Origin of the sequence: Henriciella mobilis (assembly GCF_003576285.1) — a bacterium.
GTDB lineage: Bacteria > Pseudomonadota > Alphaproteobacteria > Caulobacterales > Hyphomonadaceae > Henriciella > Henriciella mobilis.
Genome location: NZ_QWFX01000014.1, coordinates 36,332 through 55,903, shown reverse-complemented (window position 1 = coordinate 55,903; position 19,572 = coordinate 36,332). Strand labels below are relative to the sequence as shown.

The 19,572-nt window shown below is 63.6% G+C and carries 17 protein-coding genes; 9 read left to right on the top strand and 8 right to left on the bottom strand.

Features of this window, described 5'->3' with window-relative positions:
• Positions 1-33 precede the first annotated feature (33 nt).
• Positions 34-1,257 carry an FAD-dependent oxidoreductase gene (locus tag D1223_RS14760; protein WP_119377208.1) on the bottom strand — a complete coding sequence of 408 codons (1,224 nt, stop codon included), beginning with the start codon at positions 1,255-1,257 and terminating at the stop codon, positions 34-36.
• 143 nt (positions 1,258-1,400) lie between these two features.
• Here D1223_RS14760 and D1223_RS14755 point away from each other — a divergent pair, with 143 nt between their 5' ends.
• Together D1223_RS14755 and D1223_RS14750 are read left to right on the top strand one after the other, a co-directional pair.
• Positions 1,401-1,730, top strand: a complete 330-nt coding sequence (locus tag D1223_RS14755; RefSeq protein ID WP_147372855.1) for a hypothetical protein — start codon at positions 1,401-1,403, stop codon at positions 1,728-1,730.
• 179 nt (positions 1,731-1,909) lie between these two features.
• Positions 1,910-4,576, top strand: coding sequence for a M14 family zinc carboxypeptidase (locus D1223_RS14750; RefSeq protein ID WP_119377206.1), 2,667 nt, complete (start codon positions 1,910-1,912; stop codon positions 4,574-4,576).
• Between the two features lie 27 nt (positions 4,577-4,603).
• On the opposite strand, the gene D1223_RS14745 is transcribed toward D1223_RS14750, so the two are convergent.
• Entirely contained in the window at positions 4,604-6,628 is a 2,025-nt protein-coding gene (locus D1223_RS14745) for a S9 family peptidase (RefSeq protein ID WP_233353193.1), read from the bottom strand.
• Positions 6,629-6,848: 220 nt separating this feature from the next.
• Between D1223_RS14745 and D1223_RS14740 the strand changes: the two genes are divergently transcribed.
• Positions 6,849-7,658: an EAL domain-containing protein gene (locus D1223_RS14740; protein WP_119377205.1), complete on the top strand. Its 810-nt coding sequence runs from the start codon at positions 6,849-6,851 to the stop codon at positions 7,656-7,658.
• A gap of 42 nt (positions 7,659-7,700) precedes the next feature.
• Here the strand turns inward: D1223_RS14740 and D1223_RS14735 are convergent, their stop codons facing one another.
• From D1223_RS14735 to D1223_RS14725, 3 genes are read right to left on the bottom strand one after another with little or no spacing between them, the layout of a single operon-like run.
• Positions 7,701-9,119 carry an NAD(P)(+) transhydrogenase (Re/Si-specific) subunit beta gene (locus D1223_RS14735; RefSeq protein WP_119377204.1) on the bottom strand — a complete coding sequence of 473 codons (1,419 nt, stop codon included), beginning with the start codon at positions 9,117-9,119 and terminating at the stop codon, positions 7,701-7,703.
• A gap of 3 nt (positions 9,120-9,122) precedes the next feature.
• Positions 9,123-9,428, bottom strand: coding sequence for a proton-translocating transhydrogenase family protein (locus D1223_RS14730; RefSeq protein ID WP_119377331.1), 306 nt, complete (start codon positions 9,426-9,428; stop codon positions 9,123-9,125).
• Positions 9,429-9,487: 59 nt separating this feature from the next.
• Positions 9,488-10,615, bottom strand: a complete 1,128-nt coding sequence (locus D1223_RS14725; RefSeq protein WP_119377203.1) for a Re/Si-specific NAD(P)(+) transhydrogenase subunit alpha — start codon at positions 10,613-10,615, stop codon at positions 9,488-9,490.
• 57 nt (positions 10,616-10,672) lie between these two features.
• Here D1223_RS14725 and D1223_RS14720 point away from each other — a divergent pair, with 57 nt between their 5' ends.
• Positions 10,673-11,440, top strand: coding sequence for an SDR family NAD(P)-dependent oxidoreductase (locus D1223_RS14720; RefSeq protein ID WP_119377202.1), 768 nt, complete (start codon positions 10,673-10,675; stop codon positions 11,438-11,440).
• On the opposite strand, the gene D1223_RS14715 is transcribed toward D1223_RS14720, so the two are convergent.
• The gene (locus tag D1223_RS14715) at positions 11,437-12,480 is read right to left on the bottom strand and encodes a mechanosensitive ion channel family protein (protein ID WP_119377201.1); all 1,044 of its coding nucleotides are present in this window, start codon (positions 12,478-12,480) and stop codon (positions 11,437-11,439) included. The genes D1223_RS14720 and D1223_RS14715 overlap by 4 nt on opposite strands.
• Before the next feature lie 236 nt (positions 12,481-12,716).
• Here D1223_RS14715 and D1223_RS14710 point away from each other — a divergent pair, with 236 nt between their 5' ends.
• The 4 genes from D1223_RS14710 (at position 12,717) to D1223_RS14695 (ending at position 16,010) form a co-directional block, all read left to right on the top strand.
• Complete coding sequence (locus tag D1223_RS14710; RefSeq protein ID WP_119377200.1) at positions 12,717-12,986, top strand: hypothetical protein; 270 nt, start codon at positions 12,717-12,719, stop codon at positions 12,984-12,986.
• 79 nt (positions 12,987-13,065) lie between these two features.
• Entirely contained in the window at positions 13,066-13,941 is an 876-nt protein-coding gene (galU, locus tag D1223_RS14705; RefSeq protein WP_119377199.1) for a UTP--glucose-1-phosphate uridylyltransferase GalU, read from the top strand.
• A 69-nt stretch (positions 13,942-14,010) separates the two neighbouring features.
• Positions 14,011-15,012, top strand: coding sequence for an NAD-dependent epimerase/dehydratase family protein (locus D1223_RS14700; RefSeq protein ID WP_119377198.1), 1,002 nt, complete (start codon positions 14,011-14,013; stop codon positions 15,010-15,012).
• Between the two features lie 2 nt (positions 15,013-15,014).
• Positions 15,015-16,010: a threonine ammonia-lyase gene (locus tag D1223_RS14695; protein WP_119377197.1), complete on the top strand. Its 996-nt coding sequence runs from the start codon at positions 15,015-15,017 to the stop codon at positions 16,008-16,010.
• Here D1223_RS14695 and smpB read toward each other — a convergent pair.
• Positions 16,007-16,486 (bottom strand): SsrA-binding protein SmpB, encoded by a 480-nt coding sequence (gene smpB, locus D1223_RS14690; RefSeq protein ID WP_119377196.1) that lies wholly within the window; start codon positions 16,484-16,486, stop codon positions 16,007-16,009. The two genes, D1223_RS14695 and smpB, sit on opposite strands and share 4 nt — an antisense overlap.
• A 6-nt stretch (positions 16,487-16,492) precedes the next feature.
• Positions 16,493-17,368, bottom strand: coding sequence for a 4-hydroxy-tetrahydrodipicolinate synthase (dapA, locus tag D1223_RS14685; protein WP_119377330.1), 876 nt, complete (start codon positions 17,366-17,368; stop codon positions 16,493-16,495).
• A gap of 96 nt (positions 17,369-17,464) precedes the next feature.
• Between dapA and D1223_RS14680 the strand changes: the two genes are divergently transcribed.
• Complete coding sequence (locus D1223_RS14680; protein ID WP_119377195.1) at positions 17,465-19,528, top strand: lytic transglycosylase domain-containing protein; 2,064 nt, start codon at positions 17,465-17,467, stop codon at positions 19,526-19,528.
• Positions 19,529-19,572 lie beyond the last annotated feature (44 nt).

The window sequence follows — 19,572 nt, the reverse complement described above, 5'->3', positions numbered from 1 at the left end:
GCCTCATCGCACGGGGTGCGGGCCGGGTCCAGATCAGGGCCCAGATGTGGCCCCGGAAGAAGGATTTAGGCCGAGCTTTTTCAGCGGCGATCCGAACGCGCCGGTGACCATGCCGGCGAGCAGCTTCGGCGCGGGCGGTACGCGGGTGAGTGGGGCAGCAAGCCAGTCCCGCAGGAAGGGCATGATGCGGCTGTCACCCTGATAGACCGGCGTGAACAGCCAGCTCATCGCCTGATAGAGGCGGATATGGTTGCGGCGCAGGGCGACATAGCGGGCCAGCGCGTGGGGAATGTCCTCGGACCCTTCCAGCGCCAGCGAGAGGGCCCAGGCATCCAGCAGCGCCATGTTCGCGCCTTGGCCGAGCTGCGGTGAGGCGGCATGCCAGGCGTCGCCAATATGAACGAGGCGCGGGCCACCGAGCGGATCGGGATGTGTGCGGTGGCGATAGCGCGCAAAGGTCAGCTGGTCATGCGAGCTGACCTGGTCGAGCAGAAGCTCGGTCTCCGGCCAGAGGGCGCGGGCTTCGCGCTTCCAGTCGTCCAGCGGCGCGGCGCGCCAGGCGGCCTCGTCATCGCGGCGGATCGACCAGAAATAGGTGAGGCTGACCGGGCCGTTCGAGGCTGTGCGGCCCGACGCCATGACACCGGCCATCTTGCGGGCCGACTTGTAGCGCTGCTCCAGCGCTGTCTCGTCGAACGGGCCGTCTGCCGGCCAGGGCAGGGTGGCCCAGAGTGCGCCATAGGCGAGTTCCTTGCGCGGTGTTCGCGTCAGGGGCGAGCGCACGCCGAGCGCATCGACGACAAGGTCGAAGCCTTTCAGGAACTCCCCCGTTTCCAGGATGATGTCGCCCGTCTTCGCATCGACGCTTTCGACGCGCCGGGAGGTGAGCAATTTGGCGCCGGCCTGTGTCGCGGCCGCCAGAAGCCGGTCGAACAGGAGCCCGCGCTGCACGCCATAGCTGACGAGCCCGGCCCGCAGATGCTCGAACCGCACATCGAGGACCGGGCGCTGCGACGGTGTCGTCAGGCCCCACAGCCGCTTCAGCGGGCTGCCGAGCTGTCGGATATCGTCTGCCAATCCAAGGTGGTCGAGGATGGTGAGGCCGGTCACCTGCAGCATCAGGCCAGAGCCGACCGGGGCAGGCGCGTCAAACTGGTCGAGCAGGGTGACGCTGTGTCCCTGCCGGGCCAGAAGGGCAGCGGCCGAAAGGCCTCCGATCCCGGCCCCGCAAACGGCAATGTTCAGAGATCGCCCCATGACCCAACGTCATGACGTGCGTCGCAGACCCTGTCCATCTCGGAGCGTTTCGGGGCTGGCGAAGGGGGCCGTGCTGGCAGAGCCGGGGAACCAGCGTGCGGGGTTGCCCGTTTTTATGGCAACAGATGACAAAGGAGACATTCATGGCCGATCGCGACCATCAGAGAATCGAGGAAGTCGAACGCCAGCGCGGATATGGCGAAGGCTTCAAGAAAGGCGAGGATGTCGAAGACCAGCCCACGAACGCTGCGGGGTACAAGGACGGCTCGCCTGTGGCCAATCAGCAGGAGCACGAGGCCGATCTCGTGACCGGCATGTCCGATGAGCGCGTGCCGAACGTTCCGAATGACGATACCGATGATGCCTCCAGTACCCAGGTCGGCAAACATGCAGCCGTCAGGAAGATGCCCGATGGCCGCCGTCTTGAAGATGCCTACAGCGTCCCCGATCCGGATGTGACGCCAAAAGACTGACCAGCCAGCCACACCGTCCTGCGGTTTGGCGCTCTGACCACAACCTGCCTGCCGCCGCATCAAAAGCCGTTCGGTGACACACTCGCCGGGGGAATCTGCTTGAAAGCAGCACAAGCCTGTATTTTGGCTCTGCTCTCCAATTAATATGCCTGCATCGTATTGGGGAGGTTCAGAGACTTATGCGTGGATTCCTGATTGGCGGCCTGATGGCCGCTGCGGCGTGGCTATCACCAATTTCGGTGGCGCAGTCCTTCATCGACATCGAGGCCGATCCGGCCATTCCGACGCTTCAGGAAACCTTTGGCTATTCTCCCGGCGAGGAGATTACCGCGCCTGCCGATGCGCTTGCCTACATGAAAATGCTGGCCGACGCCGCCCCGGACCGGATGAAGCTCAATGAGTATGCGCGCACCTGGGAAGGCCGGAAGCTGGTCTACGGCGTCATCAGCTCGCCGGAGAACATGGCCCGCATCGACGAGATCCAGGCCGACATCAAGTCTATCGCTTCTGGCACGCTTTCGGCGGGTGAGCGCGCGGACCTGGTCGCCCGGACGCCGGCCGTTGTCTGGCTGTCCTATGGCGTGCATGGCGATGAAATCTCGAGCACCGATGCCGCGCTCGCTCTCGCCTATCACCTGCTCGCTGCAGAAAACGATGCGACGGTCGACAGGATCCTCGACGAGACCATCGTCATCATCGACCCGATGCAGAACCCCGACGGGCGCGCCCGCTTCAAGGCATCCTTCGAAGCTGCGCGCGGCCTTGAAACATCCGCCGATCCGGCAACCGCCGAACATGACCAGCCCTGGCCGGGCGGGCGCTACAATCACTACCTGTTTGACATGAACCGCGACTGGTTTGCGATGACGCAACCGGAAACCGTCGGCCGCGTCGAGCAGATGCTGGACTGGTATCCGGTCGTCGTTGTGGACGTCCACGAAATGGGCGGCGAGGAGACCTACTTCTTCGCGCCATCGGCTGACCCGTTCAATCCCTATATCAGAGACGAACAACGCGCCAAGCAGACCCTGATCGGGAAAAATCATGCCCGATGGTTTGACAGCCGCGGCTTCGAATATTTCACCCGCGAAGTCTATGATGCCTTCTATCCGGGCTATGCCGACATGTGGCCGCAGCTCGGCGGCGCGGTGGCGATGACCTATGAGCAGGGCTCTGCCCGTGGCCTCGAATACCAGCGCAAGGACGGCAGCATGCTGACCTATCGCGACGGCGTCGAGCACCACTTCATCTCCACCCTGTCGACGGCTGAAGTCGTCGCGAACAATCACGACCTGTTCCTCGGGGACTTTGCCGACTATCGCAGCGAAGTGGCCGATGAAGGGCGTAAGTCGAAAAGCCGTTATTTCATCTTCGACCTCGCCGAGCGCAGATGGCAGGTCGAGGATCTCGGCCGCCGGCTCGCCGCCCAGGAGATTGCCGTCCAGCGCGTTGGACCGGGCTTCGAGGCCTGCGGCACGCGCTATCCGTCCGGTGCCCTGGTCGTTGACCGCGCCCAGCCGGCCGGGCGACGCATCGCGACGCTGCTCGAAAAGGAAACCGAACTGCCGGTCGATTATGTTGCCGAACAGGAAGGGCGCCGTGACCGCGGGCTCAATCACGAGCTTTACGATGTGACGGCCTGGTCGCTGCCGCTCATGGATGGCGTGACCAGCTCGACGTGCTCACGCGTGAACCTGTCGTCGGCAAGCCTGGTGGGCGCCGATGACCCGATCCCGGCCGTGACGGCACCGAATGCGGCCTTTGGCTATGCCATCCCGTGGACCGATACGGGCGGCGCGAAACTCGCCCTGGCGGCCCTGAAGGAGGGCGCTGTCGGCAAGGCGACCGAAGAGGCCTTCATCGCCGGCGGACGGTCCTTCCCGCGCGGAACGATCATCTTCCCCGTCGCCGACAATACCGCAGGGCTTGGCGCGATGCTGAACCGGATGGCGAGCGAAATCGGCGCCGAAGTCGTCGCATTGCAGACCAGCTGGGTCGAAGACGGACCCAACTATGGCAGCGACAAGTTCAAGACAGTGGCTATGCCCAGGGTCGCCATGGCCTGGGGCGAGGGCACGATCCCGACCGAAACCGGCGCGACGCGTTACGTGATCGAGCGCCAGCTTTCCGTTCCGGTCGCGCCGATCCGCGTGAACAATCTGGCGGGGGCCGATCTTGGCAAATATGACGTGCTGATCGTGCCCGATACGTCGGGCGATTTTGCGCACCGTCTCGGAGACGGCGGCGCCGCAGCGCTCAAATCCTTTGTCGAGCAGGGCGGCGTCCTGGTTGGCGTCGGCGGCGCTGTCGACTTCCTGGCGAGCGCGGATGCGGGCCTGCTGTCGACGAAACTGGAAAAGGCCTATGCCGATGGCGACTCGGCTGCAGAAGCGTCAGGCGAAGGCGAGGAGGACGAGACCCGGGCTGACGGCACGCACATCGCGGGCAAGGATGCCTATGACGCCATGATCGCAGACCCGGACGCTGCGCCGGACGATGTTCCGGGCGTGCTCGCCAATGTCGTTGCCAACACCGACCACTGGCTGTCGTCGGGCTATGCGAAAACGATCGCGCTTTATGCAGGGTCCAGCGTCTACCGCCCGCTGATGGCAGATGAGGGGACGAACGTGTTCCACTTTGCAGCCGCCGATGAGCTGCTGGCGAGCGGCTATCTCTGGGAAGAGAACCGGGCCCAGATCGCCTTCAAGCCCTTCGTCATGGTCGAGCCGCATGGCGAGGGCATGGTGATCGCCTTCACCGAAAGCCCGTTCACGCGCGCCTACCTGAATGGTCTCAACCTGCTGGTCGCAAACGCGCTGATCTTCGGCCCGGCCCACGCCCGCTAGGGCGCAGGCCGGAAACCGGCATCTGCCTTACGGCTTCAGATAGGTGTCGTACCAGTCGATGAACCGCTGGTAGCGGTCATCGACAAAGCTCGGCCGGTCGATCGAGTGATCCTCACCGGGATAGACGACCAGCTTGGTGTCGATGCCGAGCCGCTTGAGCGCGAGATAAAACTGCTCGGAGTTCATTGCCGGGACGTTCCAGTCCTCCTGGCCGACCATGAATTGCGTCGGCGTGGTGACCTTCGGTGCGTCCCAGAAGGGCGAGATGGCGTCCCAGCCTTCCTGGTTTTCCCATGGCAGGCCGAGCTCGATCTCCCATTCGCGCTGGTAGATGTCGTGGCCATAATTGGCCGTGTAGTTGACTTCACTGGCGCCGCTGACCGCTGCCTTGAACCGGTCGGTCTGGGTGATGACGTAATTGGTCAGGATGCCACCATAGGACCAGCCGCCGACGCCGAGGCGGTCTGGATCGACAAGGCCAAGATCGACGGCCGTGTCGACGCCCGCCATGACATCGGCGAAATCCTTCACGCCCCATTCGGCGAAGATCGCTTTCTTGAAGTCCTCACCCTTGCCGCTTGAGCCGCGCGGATTGACCATGACGGTCGCATAACCGTTGGCCGCGAAGAGCTGGGCGAAGGGTTCGAAGCTGTAGTCATATTGCGCGACCGGGCCGCCATGATTGAACAGGATGGCCGGGGCCGGGCCGGTGACGTCCTTGGCGGGATAGATGAATTCATCGACCGAAATGCCGTCCGGATTGTCGAAGGAGACAAATTGCGGCTTGGCGAGGTCGAGCGTATCCAGCACCGCTTCATTCGTCCGCGTCACCTGGGTGAGCTGGCGGCCGGATTTCAGGAAGATTTCCGAAGGCAGGGTCGGATTGGTCAGCCGCAGCGCGAGGTCGCCATTGCCGGCGACGTCATAGTCATAGATGGCGAACTGGCCGGAGACGTATTGGCTGAGGCGTCCGGTGCGGACATCAGCTGCCATGATCGGCTGCATGCCCTCATTCTCGATCGTGAAGTAGATGGACTTGCCATCCGGGCTCCAGGCCGGATCGAAGACGTTTCGGTCGAGGCTTTCTGTCAGCAGCCGGACGGACCCGCCCGTCGCGGGCGAGGTGGCAAGGTGGCTGGTGGCATACCAGAGCAGCTCGGGCTTCAGCGACGTCGTATAGGCGAGCGTCTTGCCGTCCGGGCTCCAGGCCGGCGATGTCTCACCGCCCGGATTCGTCGTGACCTGAACCGGGGTGCTGCCAGCGGCCGCGTCGATGACGAAGATGTCAGTATTGTAGTTGCCGTCCGGGTCCTCGGTCACATTGGTGGCATAGGCGATCCTGGTGCCATCCGGGCTCCAGGTCGCGCCATGGTCGTCGCGGTCGCCATCGGTGATCTGCACCGGCTCTGCGAGCCGTTCGGCGATCACGTAGATATGGGTGCGCGAGCGGTCGAGATAGCCGACACCGTCTTCCTTGAACTGGCGGCGGTCGATCACCCAAGGCAGTTCGGGCTCGTCTTCGCCGGCCTCGCGCGCCTCGCGCTTCTTGCGGGCATTCTCGCCTTCATCCTGGATCATCAGCAGCATGCGCTTGCCATCGGGGGCCCATTCAAAGCCGGAGATGCCCTGTGTGACGTCTGTATAGGCACGCGCTTCGCCGCCCCGCATGTCGAGGGTCCAGACCTGGGTCGCGGCGTTCTCGTCAAGGTCGGAGCGCGCGGCGAGGAAAGCGAGCTGCTTGCCGTCCGGGCTCCATTGCGGGCTGTGGGCGTCATAGGAGGCCGACGTCATGGGCAGCACGGTCTTGCCATCGGCGGAGGCCATGAAGAGCTGTGCGCGCGTCTTGTCAGCGCCCTCGACGCGGCCTTCGACCACATAGGCGATCCAGTCACCATCGGGGCTGATCGCCGGCGAAGACACGCGCTTCAGCTTGGCAAGCGCCTCGATGGTGACGGGCCCCTTTTCCTGGGCCATGGCGGAGAAGGGGGCAGAAAGCACGGCCAGCGCGGAGCAAGCTCCGGCAGCCGTGACGATGAGTTTTGATGGTTTCAAGGTCGTCGTCCTCATTGCGAATGGCGAGACCTTACATCAAGGCGAAAAGCCCGCAACGGGACTTTCGTCGCTCTTGGCGAAACCTTTCCGCAGACGTCACGGGAATGGATGACAGAGGCGTGGCCCTCGCACCTGCTTTCTGCTGCGCCTGGTGTCAGCCAAACAATAACTCGGTAACCCAGCCGCCGTAAACTGCAGCGAGAAGGGGAGAAACGCCGGGATGATGACCGATTGCAACCGCTGCCGAAGCGCCGCCGATACCGATTTCGGTATCACGATGGCGTTCCAGCCCATCTTTGATTTCGGCGCCTTGCAGGTCTTCGCCTATGAAGCACTTGTGCGCGGGCGTGCCGGCGAGGGCGCCGGGGAAGTCCTGTCGCGGGTGACGGATGAAACCCGCTACCAGTTCGACCAGGCGTGCCGCGTGACGGCGATTTCGCAGGCGTCGGCGCTGGGGCTGCGCGATGCCGCGGCTGCGCCGTTTCTCTCCATCAACTTCCTGCCGAACGCCGTTTATGAACCGCGTGCCTGCATCCGCAAGACGCTATCTGCGGCCCTGGAGTCCGGCTTCCCGACGAACCGTATCCTTTTCGAATTTACCGAGAGCGAGCGGCTGGACACCGATCACCTGCTCAACATCCTTCGCTCTTATCGGTCGATGGGTTTTTCAACCGCGATCGATGATTTCGGCGCGGGCTATGCCGGGCTCGGCCTGCTTTCGGCGTTCCAGCCGGATTTCGTGAAACTCGACATGGAGCTCATTCGCGGGATCGATACGAACAGCGCCAAGCAGGCGATTGTCCGGCACATCCTGAACATGACCAGCGACCTCGGCATCACGCCCGTCTGCGAGGGAATCGAGACACCAGAGGAATTCGAGGTCCTGTATGGCCTCGGCGTCCGGCTGATGCAGGGGTTCCTGTTTGCGCGGCCCGAACTGGACCGGTTGCCGGCGCTGCAATGGCGCGGCAGGCCTCAAGAAAAAACCGGCGAAGCTCTGGGCTCCGCCGGTCTTGCAATGTCGGCCTGAAACCGATCCACGGGACCGGTTTCCGCCGCTTGGCCGTATTGGCTACAGCGCCTTGACGATCTCCTCGACCATCTTCTTGGCGTCCGACAGCAGCATCATCGTATTGTCCTTGAAGAACAGTTCGTTCTGGATGCCGGCATAGCCGGAGCCCATCGAGCGCTTGATGAACAGCACCGTGCCGGCATTTTCCACGTCGAGGACGGGCATGCCGTAGATCGGCGAGGACTTGTCGGTCTTTGCAGCCGGATTGGTCACGTCATTCGCGCCGATGACGAAGGCGACGTCGGCAGTGTTGAACTCGGAATTGATGTCTTCCAGCTCGAACACTTCGTCATACGGCACCTGCGCCTCGGCGAGCAGCACGTTCATGTGGCCCGGCATGCGTCCGGCGACGGGGTGGATCGCGTATTTCACGTCCACGCCTTCTTCCTTCAGCAGCTCGGCCATTTCCTTCAGGGCGTGCTGGGCCTGCGCCACCGCCATGCCGTAGCCCGGCACGATGATGACCTTGGACGCGTTCTTCATGATGAAGGCCGCATCGTCAGCCGAGCCCTGCTTGAAGGGCCGGTCGACCTGCGCACCCGCGGACGCGCCGCCATCATCATCAGCGCCGAAGCCGCCGAGGATGACCGAGATGAAGCTGCGGTTCATGCCCTTGCACATGATGTAGGACAGGATCGCACCGGACGAGCCGACCAGCGCGCCAGTGATGATCAGCGCGAAGTTGCCGAGCGTGAAGCCCAGCGCCGCCGCTGCCCAGCCGGAATAGGAGTTGAGCATCGAGACCACGACCGGCATGTCTGCCCCGCCAATCGGGATGATCAGCGTGATGCCGAGGATCAGGGCAAGGACGGTGAGGCCCCAGAACGCCCAGGTCGCAGCGCCGCTCGACATGATGAGCACCACGACCAGCGCGACAATGCCGGCAGCCAGTGCGATGTTCAGAAGGTGGCGGGCCGGCAGCAGGATCGGCGAGCCCGACATGTTGCCGTTGAGCTTGGCGAAGGCGATCACCGAGCCGGTGAAGGTCAGCGCACCGATAGCCGAGCCGACCGACAGCTCGATCAGCGAGACGAGGTTGATGTCGCCCACGACACCAATACCGAAGCCAAGCGGCGCATAGAGCGCGGCAGCGGCGACGAGCACGGCGGCAAGGCCAACCAGCGAGTGGAAGGCGGCAACAAGCTGCGGCATCGCCGTCATGGCGATCCGGCGGGCAATGAGCGCGCCGATTGCGCCACCGATTACGGCGCCGCCGATCAGGATCGCCCAAGTGGTCGGGTCGAGGCTTTCCCAGAGCAGGACCAGCGTCGTGACCACCGCGATGGTCATGCCGATCATGCCATTGCGGTTACCTTTCCGGCTGGTCGCCGGGCTGGAGAGGCCGCGCAGGGCAAGGATGAAGAGGATACCGGCCGCCAGGTAGAGTAGCGGCGCCCATGTGTTTGCAAACTGTTCCACGGTTTACTCCCCCTTCTTCTTGTACATGGCCAGCATGCGCTGGGTGACGAGGAAGCCGCCGAAGATGTTGACGCTGGCCAGCGCCACGGCGAGTCCGCCCAGCGCCTTGGCGATCCAGCCGCCATTGATCGCGCCGGAGGCCGTCGCCGCGACGATGGCGCCAACGATGATCACCGACGAAATGGCATTGGTCACGGCCATGAGCGGGGTGTGCAGGGCCGGGGTCACCGACCAGACGACATAGTAGCCGACGAAACAGGCCAACGCGAAAATCGCGGCCAGGAAGACCGTCGGGTTGATGGCCGATATCTCGGCCGCTTGCGCCGGCAGGGCGAGGGCCGCTGCCGACAGGATTACTGGAATGGCTTTCATGATTTCAGCCTTTCATTCACGGTTTCGCCGCCGCGGGTCAGCAGCATGGCGGTGACGATTTCATCGTCGGTATCGAGGTTCAGCGCGCCATCCTCGGCTGTGATCAGCGGCAGGAAGGCGAGCAGGTTCTTCGCATAGAGCGAGGAGGAGTCGGCCGGCAGGCGTGCGGGCAGGTTGGAGAACCCGGCCACTTTCACGCCGTCGACATCGACGACCTCATCGGGTTTGGACAGCGGGCAGTTGCCACCCGAGGCGACGGCCATGTCGACGATCACCGAGCCCGGCTTCATCGATTTCACCATCGCTTCGCTGACCAGTTCCGGCGCAGGCCGGCCCGGGATGAGGGCGGTGGTGATGACGATGTCCTGCTTGGCGATATGGTTCGCCGTCAGTTCAGCCTGCTGCTTCTTGTAGTCGTCCGACATCTCCTTGGCATAGCCGCCAGCGGTCTCGGCTTCCTTGAACTCTTCGTTCTCGACAGCGATGAACTTGGCGCCGAGCGAGGCGACCTGTTCCTTGGCCGCCGGACGAACATCGGTCGCCGTCACAACACCGCCAAGGCGGCGGGCCGTGGCGATGGCCTGAAGACCGGCGACGCCCGCGCCCATGACGAAGACCTTGGCCGGGGCGACCGTGCCCGCAGCGGTCATCATCATCGGCATGGCGCGGCCATAGATCTGCGCGCCCTCGATCATGGCGCGATAGCCGGCCAGGTTCGACTGCGAGGACAGCGCGTCCATGGACTGGGCCCGCGTGATGCGCGGGGTGAATTCCATGGCGAGCGTGTTGAGTTTCTTCGCGTTATAAGCGTCCGTGAGGTCGCCCATGTTGAACGGGTTCATCAGCGCGATGACGGTCAGGCCCTCGGGATATTTCCCGGCCTCCTCGGCACTCGGCGCGCGGACCTTCAGCAGAAGGTCAGCCCCCTTCAGTGCTGTTGCCGCCGTCTTGGCAATGGTTGCACCTTCCTCCGAAAAAGCCTTGTCCGGGAATCCCGCAGCGGTTCCGGCGCCAGATTCAATGGTCACCGAATGCCCGAGCCCAATCAGCTTTTTCACCGACTCCGGAGTTGCCGCGACGCGCGTTTCCCCCGGACTTGTTTCTTTTAAGATTGTGAGCTTCATGGCGCGAGTGATCGGAAAAATCTTGCGCGAAAGCAATAGCGAAACGGAAAACGAGGCATGGAATTGTTCGAACTAACAGGAAAAACGGCGATGGTTACCGGTGCGTCAGGTGGACTTGGCGCAGCGTTTGCGCGCGCCCTGGCCAAGGCTGGAGCCGGTGTGGTGCTGGCGGCGCGGCGCCTTGAAAAACTGGAAGCTCTGGCCGGCGAAATTGAGTCCTCCGGCGGAAAGGCGCTCGCGGTTGAAATGGACGTCACCGACCCGGCCAGCGTCGAAGCGGCCTTCAAGACCGTCCAGGACAAGCTGGGCGCCCCCGTCGATATCATCGTCAACAATTCCGGCATTTCGCGGGACAACTGGTTCACGCAGATGACCGAGGAAGACTGGCGCGCGGTCATGAACACCAACCTCGACGGTGTCTGGCGCGTCGCCAAGGCCGGGGCGAATGCGCTGATGGAAGCGGGTAAGCCCGGCTCCATCATCAACATCGCGTCGATCACCGCCCTGCGCCCGCAGCACACCATTGCCGCCTATGCTGCGTCCAAGGCCGCTGTCGACCATCTCACCCGCGTAATGGCGCTGGAATCGGCCCGCTACGGCATCCGCGTGAACGCGATCGCGCCCGGCTACTTCAAGACCGACATCAATGACGAATTCCTCGACAGCGAGGCCGGTGACAAGATGCGCAAGCGCGTCCCGATGCGCCGTTTCGGCAAGCATGAGGAGCTGGCCGGCGCGCTGCTGCTGCTGGCGTCCGATGCGGGCAGCTACATGACCGGGTCGACCATCGTCGTCGATGGCGGCCATGTGGTGAGCACGCTTTAGGGTTTCGGTTCACCCGCACCGCTGTCCGCCAGCTCGGAGCCGTCCAGCGACTGGTCACCCAATTCGATGTCGGATGGCTTCGGCGGCGGGGCGAAATTCATCGGCTCGTCGGACACTTCGGCGCGGGCCCGGATGCGCGGGAAGGCTTCGGGGTGTTCGGCCTGCAGCCAGTTGATCATCTGCTCGCGGATATAGCAGCGCAGGTCCCAGGCGCGCGGGCTTGTGCTGGCGGTGGCGAGTGCGCGGACCTGGATGGTCATCTTGTCGGTTTCCGACACCTGCAGGTTCACCACCTCGCCATCCCAGAGCTCGGTCGACTTGCAGATTTCTTCCAGCTTGTCGCGCATCTTGGCGACCGGGGCGCGATAGTCGAGCCACCAATAGACCGCGCCAATGATCGTACCGGACTTGCGCGTCCAGTTCTGGAAGGGTTTTTCGATGAAATAGGTGAGGGGCACGATCAGGCGGCGGCGGTCCCAGATGCGGACGACAACGTAGAAGAGGTCGATCTCCTCGATCCAGCCCCACTCATTCTCCAGCACGACGGCATCCTCGATCCGGATCGGCTGGGTGAAGGCGATCTGGATGCCCGCGATCAGGTTCGACAGGACCGGCCGCGCGGCGAGGCCAACCGCGATGCCGACAATCCCCGCAGACGCCAGCAGCGATACGCCGAGCTGGCGCGCCCACGGCACGACAACGAGCGCGCAGGCGAGAGTCGCAATCGCGCCTACGACAATGATGACCCGCCGCATCACATCGAGGCGGGTTGCCGATTTGCGGGCCTGGAAATTGTCCGCGACATCGATGTCCAGGCGGCCCATGCGCCGCTTGATGGCGAGATCGGTCAGCGAGGTGACGGCCCAGCCAATCGCCGAGATCACCAGGAAGCGGACGCCGATCAGCGTCGTCTCGACATAACCGCTTTCCGCCCAGAGGAACTTCGCACCGGCCCAGAGCGCCAGGGCGGTGAGAAGGATCAGCGCGGGCATGCGAAGTCGGCCAATCCAGGCGAGCTTTCCGGGGATCTTGTTTTCCATCGGCTAAAAGGGTCCTGAAAACGCGCTCCGACCATAGCGGATTCTGCCGCACCGATGACACCCCGCGGGCAGATTCATCCCGGGGCAGCGCTTATTGCCCGCTGCTTGGGCATATTCGGGCAGGCGCTGTACCGAATGGCCGGAAAACCCGAATTCCCGATCAATTACAAAGCGCCATTTAGCGCTTCATTAGGGATGGGCGTGGCAAATGGGGCCTGAAGGAGAGGGCTGCCGACATGTCTGCGATCAAGAAGCCAGATCACCACGAGCCGGAAACATATGAGACGCCAGCAACCGATACGGATACGGCCGGTCTCGAAGAGGTTTCCGCGCGTCCGGATGTCGAGGCTGCAGAATCGCCTGCACGTGCAATGCAGGAAAACCTCGCCCGGTCGATGGAAGCGCACCACAGGCGCGAGCGGATCGTGGATATCGGCCGCGTCCTCGCATCGGCTTCGGGCATCACGACCCTGCTGGGCATATTCTTCTTTTACGGAATCTGGTAGCACGGCGCTGGCCAATCGGAGGCGAGCCTGTATGGTCCTCGGCCTCACATGAACCAGAATGAATGATTTGGGGGAAAATATGGGAATTCGTAAGGCGGTTCTGCCGGTGGCCGGTCATGGCACGCGTGTTCTTCCTGCAACGAAATCCATACCCAAGGAGCTGCTGCCGGTCGTCGACCGTCCCGCGCTCCAATATGTCGTCGACGAGGCGCTCGAAGCCGGGATCGAACACATCGTCTTCGTGACGGGCCGCGGCAAGGGCGCCATCGAGGACTATTTCGACGAGGCGTTCGAGCTTGAGACCTCGCTCGCGGCGAAGGCCTCCAAGGCCGACATCCTCAAGGAAGTCCAGAAGACGAAGCTGCCTGCAGGCGCTGCCAGCTTCACCCGCCAGCAGGCGCCGCTTGGTCTCGGCCATGCCGTCTGGTGCGCCAAGGACATTATCGGCAACGAGCCGTTCGCCGTGCTGCTGCCCGACGTGATCGTGCGGGCCAAGCCTTCCTGCCTTGCCCAGATGGTCGAGGCCTACAACAAGGTTGGCGGCAATATCGTGGCGGTCGACCCGGTGCCCGAAGAGCGCGTCTCCTCTTATGGTGTCATCGCGCCCAAGTCCCGCGATGGCCGCCTGATCGAGATGAGCGGCATGGTGGAAAAACCCCCGCGCGAGGAAGCCCCGTCAAACCTGAAGATCACCGGCCGCTATATTCTCCAGCCGGAAATCTTCGCGCTGCTGGAAGACCAGGGCAAGGGCGCCGGCGGCGAGATCCAGCTGACCGACTCGATGGAGCGCCTGATGGAAAAGCAGGCCTTCTACGCATTCGAGTTCGAAGGCGAGGAATTCGATTGCGGCTCGAAGGCGGGTTATTTCGAGGCTGTGCTGGCCCATGCGATCGAAAATCCGGAAACATCCAAGGATGCGCGCGACATTATCGCCCGTTACGCTTCGCGGCTTTGAGCGCATTCTCAGTCAGCTTCTTTTCCCGGCTGCACCTGCCCGCTATAGCCATGCTGGCGAGGTAGATGAATGAGATTTCTAGTCACAGGCGTTGCGGGTTTTATCGGGTCGCAGATCTCGAAAGCCCTGCTTGAAGAGGGCCATAGCGTCCTCGGCCTCGACAATCTCAATGCCTATTACGACGTCACCTACAAGCAGGAGCGGCTGCACCAGCTCGAGCGCCTGCCGGAGTTCGAGTTCCGCAAGCTCGACATTTCCGATCACGACCGGCTGCTGGCCTTGCCAGAGCGCGATTCGATCGACCGGGTGATCCATCTCGCCGCCCAGGCCGGTGTCCGTTATTCGCTCGAGAATCCCTTCGCCTATGCCGCGTCCAACATGACCGGCCATCTCGCCGTGCTGGAATTCTGCCGGCGTGCGGCAAAGGCGCCGATGCTGGTCTATGCCTCTTCGAGTTCGGTCTATGGCGACGATGCCGTGGCGCCCTTCAAGGAAGACGCCAATGTCGACCGGCCGGTCTCGCTCTACGCCGCCACCAAGCGCGCCGACGAGCTGATGAGCCAGGCCTATGCCAAGCTGTATGACCTGCAGCAGATCGGCGTGCGTTTCTTTACCGTCTACGGTCCATGGGGGCGCCCCGACATGGCCTACTGGTCGTTCACCGACCGGATCCTGCGCGGCGAGACGATCCGCGTCTTCAATGGCGGCAAGATGAAACGCGACTTCACCTATATCGACGATGCCATCGCCGGCCTGAAGGCGATCGCAACGGGCGAGCCGCATTTTGCCGATGGCGAGCGCACGCACCTGCTCTACAATATCGGCCACAACCAGCCCGTTCAGCTGATGGACTTCATCCGCACCATCGAGAAAGCGACTGGCAAGACGGCGCGCATCGCGCTTGAGCCAATGCAGCCGGGCGATGTCACCGAGACCTGCGCCGACATTTCCAAGATGCAGGCCGACTACGGCTATGACCCGAAAGTCAGCCTCGAAGAAGGCATCGGCAAGTTCGTCGACTGGTTCAAGACCCAGCGCGTCGCATCGGGTCCCTCGCGGCGGTACATGTAACGATGAACGGGCTGCCGGACGGAACGCTTCCCAGTCCTGACGATGTGCTTGAGGCCGCCCGCCGTCTGCAGGGGCACGTTGTTCGCACGCCTGTGCTGCGCAACGAGGCCATCGACGCACTGGCTGGTGCAGAGCTCTTCTTCAAATGCGAGAACCTGCAGCTGACCGGCAGTTTCAAGATTCGCGGCGCCACCAACCGGCTGATGCAGATCGACCCGGCCCGGCAAAAAGGCGGCGTCGTCGCCTTCTCCTCAGGCAACCACGCCCAGGGCGTCGCCCGGGCCGCGCGGCTTCTTGAGATGCCTGCGCTGATCGTGATGCCGTCGGATGCGCCGGGCATCAAGGTTGAGGGCGTGCGGCGCGACGGGGCCGAGATCCGTTTCTATGACCGACACAATGAAAGCCGCGAAGCGATTGCGGCGGCTGAAGCCGATCTTCGCGAGGCGGTGCTCGTGCCGAGCTTCGACGACCCGTACATCATCACCGGGCAGGGCACGGCCGGTGTCGAGTTTGCCGAGCAGATGCAGGCGGCCGGCACCCCGCTCGACCATCTCATCTGCTGTGTCGGCGGAGGCGGCCTGATCACGGGGATCGCGCTGGCCTTCGAGGCGCTGAGCCCCGCCACGAAGATATGGACCGCCGAACCAGCCGAGCATGATGACTGGCGCCGCTCGCTGGCCGCCGGCGAGATCGTGGCGAATGCGCCCGGCTCGCGCTCCATCTGCGATGCGATCCTGACGCCCGCGCCGGGTGAGATCACCTGGGCGCTCGGCAAGCGGCTGCTGGCGGGTGGCTGCGCGGTCGACGATACGGCCATCGAGGACGCGATGCGTCAGGCCTTCAGGCACCTCAAGCTGGTCGTCGAGCCCGGCGGTGCGGCCGCCCTGGCCAGCGCGCTTCATGACCTGCCGGAAGCGGCGAAGGGCAAACGCGTTGGCGTCGTGATTTCCGGCGGCAATGTCGATCCGGGCCAGTATGCACGGATCGTTTCGGCCTAATTCTCTTTCAGGATGCGGGCCTTCTGGCGCTGCCAGTCGCGTTTCTTTGCCGTCTCGCGCTTGTCGGGCGCGCGCTTGCCGGTCGCGATGCCGATCAGCAGTTTCGCGATCCCGCGATCGTTGAAGTACAGTTTCAGAGGCACGATCGTCCGCCCGGCGCGGTCAACGGCCTGGGCGAGCTTCGCAATCTCGCGCTTCGAGACGAGCAGCTTCCGCCGCCGCTTCGGATCGTGGTTGAACTGGTTGGCGCCCTCATAGGGCGGGAAGTCGGCATTCACGAGCCACAGCTCGCCATTCTCGACGGCGGCATACGCCTCGGCGATGTTCGCGCGCCCATTGCGCAGGGATTTGACCTCACTGCCTTCGAGCACGAGACCGGCCTCAAGCGTATCCTCGACATGGTAGTCGAAGCGCGAGCGCCGATTCTCTGCGACGAGGCCATCAGTGCGGCCCTTGATCTGGGTCTTCTTGGACATGCCGGTCTATATAAGGCCTGCGATTTCCATTGCAGCGTCAATCTTCTCACAGGCTGCATCGTGCGGCGCGACGATGGGAAGGCGGACCTCGCCGGAGCACAGGCCGAGCTTGGCCAGCGCGTATTTCGCCGGGCCGGGGGAGGGGGTGACGAACAGCGCCTTGTGCAGGGCGATGAATTTCCGCTCGATCTCCTGAGCCGTTGCCAGGTCACCCTCCTGGACGGCCTTGTGCATCTTCGCCATCTGCTCGGGCGCGATGTTTGCCGTCACGGAGATACAGCCCTTGCCACCCATGGCGCAGTAGCCAAGCGCCGAAGGGTCGTCGCCCGAGATCTGCACGAACTGCTCGCCCTGCAGGCCGGCGGCATGCAGGCTGACGCGCGCAAGGTCGCCGGTCGCGTCCTTGATCCCGACGATGTTCGGCAGCTTGCCGAGACGGATCACTGTGTCGGGCTGCACGTCGGAGACGGTGCGGGCCGGGACATTGTACATGATGATCGGCAGCGAGACGGCGTCTGCAATGGCGCGGAAATGCGCTTCCAGGCCGATCTGGTCCGGACGGTTGTAATACGGGCAGACGCAGAGCGCGGCATCGGCGCCAGTATCCTTGGCGTGCTGAACCAGGCCGATGGCTTCTCTTGTGGAATTTGAGCCTGCGCCAGCAATGACGGGAACCCGGCCGGCGGCCACTTCGACACAGAAGGATACGGCTTCGCGGTGCTCTGCATGGCTGAGCGTTGCAGACTCGCCGGTCGTCCCGCACGGCACAAGCGCCCCGCTACCGCCTTCGATCTGTCGCTCGATCAAATCGGCATAGGCCTTGCGATCTACTTCACCGTTCTTGAAGGGTGTGACCAGTGCAGGGATCGATCCATGGAACATCGTATTGTTGCCGCGATTTATGTGTTGATAACTGAATTCGAGATTCGACACAGCGTGTTTGGCACGCTGTGAACGCAAAGAAAACAGGCAGGGTCCATGCGCCTACGTAATCATCGGGCAAGTCTCGCAGCATTGCTGCTGATTTCGGCTGCAGCCAGCGCGTCTGCAGCCATTCCACCAGCGCCAAGCCTCAAGCCCGATCTGGTTGCGGCATCGAATGTCGTGTCGACAACGGATGCGGGCATTCTGCGCAGCGCGCTCAATGCCGCTGCGGAGAACCGCTGGAGCACCGTTCGCAACCTCGAAGCGCAGGCGCGGTCGGAAATCGTCCGGCAGGTGATTCGCTGGTATCGCGGCCGCGGCGACCTGATCATGTCCTTCGACGAGTTGAGCAACCTGCTGCGCTCGCAGGGCGACTGGCCGCAGATGACCAGCGTCCAGGTCCGGGCGGAGGAGGCCGTTTCACTTTCGGCGCTGAATTCGCAGCAGCAGATAGACTGGTTCGAAGAGATTGGCGGTCCGGTCTCCGGTGCCGGCCGCGTCGCGCTGGCCGAGGCGCTCCGCCGTGAGGGGCGCCGCGAGGAGGCGCTGACCTATATCCGGCAGGCCTGGCACGGGAACACGCTGGATGACGACCTCACCAACCAGGTCCTTGCCCGGTATGGCAGTGACCTGACGCCGTTCGATCACCAGCAGCGCGCCGACTTCCTGCTCTGGACCGCCCAGCATTCGGCGGCCGCGCGTCTGCAGCCCTATCTCAGCCCGGACTGGCGCAGGCTGGTTGAGGCGCGCTCCAGCCTGCAGCTGCGCCGCCGCGGTGTGGATGGGGCCGTCGATGCTGTCCCGGAATACCTTCAGGACAATCCGGGCCTGCTTTATGACCGGGCGAAATGGCGCCGCAGGGCGGGCCAGCCGGAGTCGAACTATGTCCCGCTTCTGGCGCAGATCGACGGGGCCGAAGTGCCGTCTGTCGGTCGCGACAATCTCTGGCGTGAGCGGTCCATGGCGCTGCGTTCGGCGCTGAAGGATGGCGATTTCACCACCGCCTACCAGCTTGCCGAGCCGCATGGCATGAGCGAGGGCACGGACTTTGCCGAAGCCGAATGGCTGGCCGGCTGGATCGCCTTGCGTCAGCTGGAGCAGCCAGAAAAGGCGCTCGGCCATTTCGAAAACCTGGGCAAGAACGTCTCGACCCCGATCAGCCAGTCGCGGGCCGACTACTGGCGCGGCCGTGCCCTCGAGGCGCTCGGCCGGACAGACGAGGCGCAGGAAGCTTATGCGCTGGCGGCGCAGTATCCGTTCGTCTTCTATGGCCAGCTGGCCGCGGAAAAGACCGGCAATACCCAGCTGTTCCTGCAGGCCAGCCAGCCGGTAAGCAAGGAGGAGCGCGCGGCCTTCAACGCCCGCCCGCTCGTGCAGGCGCTGAAGCTGCTGGCGGAGAATGGCGAGGCCGGTGAATTCCGTCAGTTCGCCTATCACCTGGATGACATGCTCGCGACCGAGGCGGATTACCTGCTCCTGTCCGAGCTCGCTTCCGATTATCTGTATGCAGACATTGGTGTGCGCGGCGCGAAGGCAGGCCTCGCCAAGGGGATCGTGGCGACGGATGCCGCGTTCCCGGTGCCCGATTTCGAGTTGCTCCGTGAGCCGGACGTCGAACGGGCCATGATGTATGCGCTGTCGCGTCAGGAAAGCGAAATGAACCCGTCGGCGGTCTCGCATGCGAATGCGCGCGGCCTGATGCAGTTCATCCCCAGCACCGCCCGGATGGAGGCCCGCAATATCGGCCTGCCTTACAAGACGTCCTGGCTGACCGATGATCCAGGCTACAACATGACGCTTGGCGGCGCGCATCTCGATACGCTTCTGGACCGGTTCAATGGCAGCTACATCATGACGGCGGCGGCGTATAATGCCGGCGCGTCGAGGCCGGCGCGCTGGATCCGTGATTATGGCGACCCGCGCACCGGTGAGATTGATCCGATCGACTGGATCGAGTTCATCCCGTTCTCCGAAACCCGCAACTATGTCCAGCGCGTCCTGGAGAACACGCAGGTCTATCGCCAGAGACTGTCCGGCGAACCGGTCGAGATCCGGCTCAGCCAGGACCTGCAGCGCGGTCGCATGTGGTTTGGCGGGGGCGCTGCCTCGGGCAACTAGGCGGGCGGCCATCCCTCTATTTCCGCAAACGAAAAGGCCGCCCT